The organism is Streptomyces adustus (assembly GCF_009377175.1).
Classification (GTDB): Bacteria; Actinomycetota; Actinomycetes; order Streptomycetales; family Streptomycetaceae; genus Streptomyces; species Streptomyces adustus.
On the sequence record NZ_VJZD01000428.1, the window covers coordinates 1 to 4269 of the forward strand.

Genomic DNA, 4269 nt, shown 5'->3' on the forward strand with positions numbered 1-4269 from the left:
AGCCGCCCCCGGTCGCCCCCGAGGACGACATCCCCGAGGACGACGACCCCGACCTCGACGAGTCGGCCCTCTCCGGGCACGAACTGATCGTGCGGGAACTCGGAGCGACGGTCGTGGAAGAGATCTCCAACGAATAAGCCCAGTTCAGGGCCGTGATGGGCGACGGATTGCGGGCCCTGGTTCGGAGGAAGCCACAAGCGGCGCGCGCCCTCCGTCTCGGAAGCCCGCACAAAGTGCTCGCTCCCGCGCCGGTTAGGCTGACCCCGTGAAGGTCCTTGTCATCGGCAGCGGCGCCCGCGAACACGCCCTGTGCCGCTCCCTGTCCCTCGACCCCGACGTCACGGCGCTGCACTGCGCCCCCGGCAATGCCGGCATCGCCGAGGTCGCCGAGCTGCACCAGGTCGACGCCCTGGACGGCGCGGCCGTGACCGCGCTGGCCGGCGAGCTCGGCGCCGAGCTGGTGGTGGTGGGCCCGGAGGCCCCGCTGGTGGCCGGTGTCGCCGACGCCGTCCGCGCGGCCGGCATCCCGGTCTTCGGTCCGTCAGGGGAGGCCGCGCAGCTGGAGGGCTCCAAGGCTTTCGCCAAGGACGTGATGGCGTGTGCGGGCGTCCCCACCGCGCGCTCCTACGTCTGCACGACCGCCGACGAGGTCGCCGAGGCCCTCGACGCCTTCGGCGCCCCCTACGTCGTCAAGGACGACGGCCTCGCCGCGGGCAAGGGCGTCGTGGTGACCTCCGACCTGGAGGCGGCCAAGGCGCACGCGGCCGCCTGCGACCGGGTGGTCATCGAGGAGTTCCTCGACGGCCCCGAGGTGTCCCTCTTCGCGATCACCGACGGCGAGACGGTCGTCCCGCTCCAGCCCGCCCAGGACTTCAAGCGCGCGCTGGACGGCGACGAGGGTCCGAACACCGGCGGCATGGGCGCGTACTCCCCGCTGCCGTGGGCCGACCCGAAGCTGGTGGAGGAGGTGCTGGAGAGCGTCCTCAGGCCCACCGTCGACGAGATGCGCCGCCGCGGCACCCCGTTCTCCGGCCTGCTCTACGCCGGACTCGCGATCACCGGCCGAGGCGTCCGGGTCATCGAGTTCAACGCCCGGTTCGGCGACCCCGAGACCCAGGTCGTGCTGGCCCGGCTGCGGACCCCGCTGGCCGGTGTCCTGCTGGCCGCCGCGAACGGCACCCTCGACGACCTGGCCCCGCTGCGCTGGAGCGACGACGCCGCGGTCACCGTGGTCGTCGCCTCGCACAACTACCCCGACACCCCGCGCACCGGCGACCCGATCACCGGCCTCGACGAGGTGGCCGCCCAGGACGCGCCGCACGCGTACGTCCTGCACGCGGGCACCAGGCACGACGGCGACGCCGTGGTCAGCGCGGGCGGCCGGGTGCTCTCGGTCACCGCGACCGGCCAGGACCTCTCCGAGGCCCGCGACCGCGCCTATCGGGCGGTCTCCCGCATCGGACTCGACGGTTCCCAGCACCGTACGGACATCGCGGCGAAGGTGGCCCAGGGCGCCTGACCACCCCGCTGACCTCGTGTTCCGCAAAGATCGGGCCCCGGAGATATCCGAGGCCCGATCTTTGCTTTGCGTTGCCCACCTCTGACCAAAGCCATTCCATCGAGTGACCGATGCCCTATCCGGCTGACGGGGACCGGAGCCCCAACTAGGGTGCGGCGCAAGCATTCCGGCACTTGGCCCACCGGCATTGCGATGTCGGCGGCGGGTGCCACAGTGGGGGAGTGAGCTTCGCCAGGACAGCCGGGACCACCGGGACAACCGGGACCACCGGGACAGCCAGGTCAGCAGGGAGGGGGTGAGTCCGGACGTGACCGGGATCGGTGTGGAGGTGGGCGCGCAGGCCGCGCGGACGAGGGCCCTGGCCGTGCTGCGCGTCAGGAGCCGGGCGCTGGCGGTGGCCCTGCTGCCCGCGGCCGTGGCGGTGGTGCTGCTGGCCGGCGGGTCCACCGGGCATCTGGTGGGGCGGGGCTGGGACCTCGCCCGCTGGATCGTGACGGTGGTCGCGGTCGTCGTGCTGCTCGCCGCCGTCGGTATCGGCCTGGTGGTGGCCAGAGCCCGCCCCGCCGTGAGCCCGACCGTCCCGATCGCCGAGGAGTCCGCCCCCGACCTGTACCGGCTGGTGCGCGACCTCGCCGACCGCCTGGACGTCCCCGCGCCCTCGGCCATAGCGCTCACCCCGGACTGCGACAGCTGGCTGGAGGACCGCACCCACGCGCCGCACGATCCGTCCCCGCCGGACGGCCACGACCGCGACGAGATGACCGGCCTGGGCAGGCCGCCGCGCCGCGCCGCCGCCACCGTGCTCGTCATCGGCTCCCCGTTCCTGTGGTGGATGCGGGTGGGCGAACTGCGCGCCGTCCTCGCCCCCGTCGTCGCCGGTACGGGACCGTCGGCACACCCGGACATAGCCGCCGCCCGCCGTTTCGTGCGCGGCCTGGACGCGGCGGTGGCCGTCGCCTCCACGCCCGGCCGATGTCTGCCCCTGCGGGCGGTGTGCGCGACCCTCGGCTGGGTGGCCAGGCTGCTGCTGCGCGGCTGCCGTGAGCACGCCACGCTGATGGAACGCGGCGTGGCCTCGGCCGCGGCCGAGCGTGCACAGGCTGTGGACTACGGGCTCAGGATCGTCGCCCAGGAGCAGGTGGGTCTCGCGTACGCGGGCTGGGACCGGCTGCTGACCCGGGTCGCGCTGCCCGCCTGGCGGATGGGCCGCTGGCCCTCCCGGCTGGACGCGGGGGTGGTGGCCGCCCTCACCGAGCTGTCCCGCCGTGACCGGCTGGCCGAGGGCTTCACCTCCCGGCTGGGCGAGCGCCCCGCCTGCGACCTGCTCGAAGAGCCCGGCCTGGTGGACGAGGCCGCCTCGCTGCTGGCCGCCCGGCTCTTCCACGGCGGTCCCGCCGAGCCCGGTCCGGACTGGGCCCCGGTGGACTGGCAGGAGTATCCGGACGAGGTCGTCGACCGCAAGTGGCGCGCGGACGCCGCCCGGCTGCACCGCGTCCTGGACACCCTGGGCGTGCGCCGCGTCACCGACCGCACCGCGTCCCACCCCGGCGGGCCCACCCTGGCCCGCGTGCTCGACCACCTGACGGCCCCGGACCGGGTGGGTACGGCGAGCCTGCCGAAACCCCTGCCCCAGCCCTACGCGGCGATGGCCGCCGACGCCGACGAGGACGCGCTGGAGGGCGGCACCGAGCGCAGCATGGCGCTGGCCTGCGGGCTGACCGCGGAGCTGGCCCGCGAGGAGGCCGCGGCCCCGACGGTCCGCGGGCCGGCTGCCGGGGGTGCGGCCCAGGGCCCCGACGCGGCCCTCTGGGACGGTGACGCCCTCCCGCTCTTCCCTCTCCAGCCGCCGCGCACCCCCCGGGAGCTCCTCGCCGACCACGTCACCGCGATGGTCTGCTGCGCCGCGATGGACACCGCGGGCGCCGCCCCCGGACTCGACTGGCTGGACGGCCCGTCCCTGCTGATCGACGGCATCCGCACGACCGACCTGACCCCGAAGGTCCTGAGCCTCATAGAGGACGGGGACCCGGTGCCGCTGCGGACCTGGCTGGTCGAGTGCGGGATACGGCCGGAGAAGCCGGTACGGCTCGTCTGACGGACGGACGGGCGGACGGACGGACAGCGGGACGGGACGGCGGTCCGGCGTGATGGCGGAAGGGCATGATCCCTGCCGGAGCACCGGATTCCACTTTCGGCCAATTCGCAACGAATAGTGACAGCATCGGTGCGTAATGTGATGTGCTGGGACTGAACGCGCTCTTGGCATGCGCGCCCGACATACGACAGACGACACAGTCGTACGGCTGTGCACTCGTGCAGCCGTACGCGACCGCGGCCGGACCACGCATCCGTCGTGTGTCCGGCCGGGCCCCCCACCGCGCCAGGCCGAGTCGCACAGCCGCACAGCACAGCCGCACAGCACAGCACGGCACAGCCGCACGCCGCACAGCCGCACGGCACCGCGCGAGGCGCGCCGCAGTACACCGCGCGCCGGACGCCGCACAAGGCCACGGGGGAGCGAGGGAGGGGAGCGAGCATGGGGTCGGAGCAGATCCGTCGCTGGGAGTCGGGGGCACTGGCGCACGCGGTGACGGACCCCTTCGGCCAGGGCCCGGTGCCCTGGCTGCGCGGCAGCGAGACGTACTTCGACGACACCGGCCAGGTCGTTCCCTGGTACGTGGAGCCGGTTCCCGGCCACACCGCCCAGCGGGGCAGGGTCCCCGCCCCCCGTCCCGCCCCGGTCGGCGGTC

General features: G+C 74.4%; 2 protein-coding genes and 2 pseudogenes. All 4 read left to right on the top strand.

Annotated features, from left to right (window positions below):
- Nucleotides 1–137: pseudogene (locus FNH09_RS44940) on the top strand (DNA polymerase III subunit gamma/tau); the annotation flags it as partial.
- Nucleotides 138–265: 128 nt separating this feature from the next.
- A complete protein-coding gene (gene purD / locus FNH09_RS44945) occupies nucleotides 266–1519 on the top strand; it encodes a phosphoribosylamine--glycine ligase (protein ID WP_162470065.1) in 1254 nt (417 codons plus the stop codon).
- Nucleotides 1520–1826: 307 nt separating this feature from the next.
- Nucleotides 1827–3614: a M48 family metalloprotease gene (locus tag FNH09_RS44950; protein WP_162470066.1), complete on the top strand. Its 1788-nt coding sequence runs from the start codon at nucleotides 1827–1829 to the stop codon at nucleotides 3612–3614.
- Between the two features lie 441 nt (nucleotides 3615–4055).
- Nucleotides 4056–4269 (top strand): annotated as a pseudogene (locus FNH09_RS44955) (N,N-dimethylformamidase beta subunit family domain-containing protein); the annotation flags it as partial.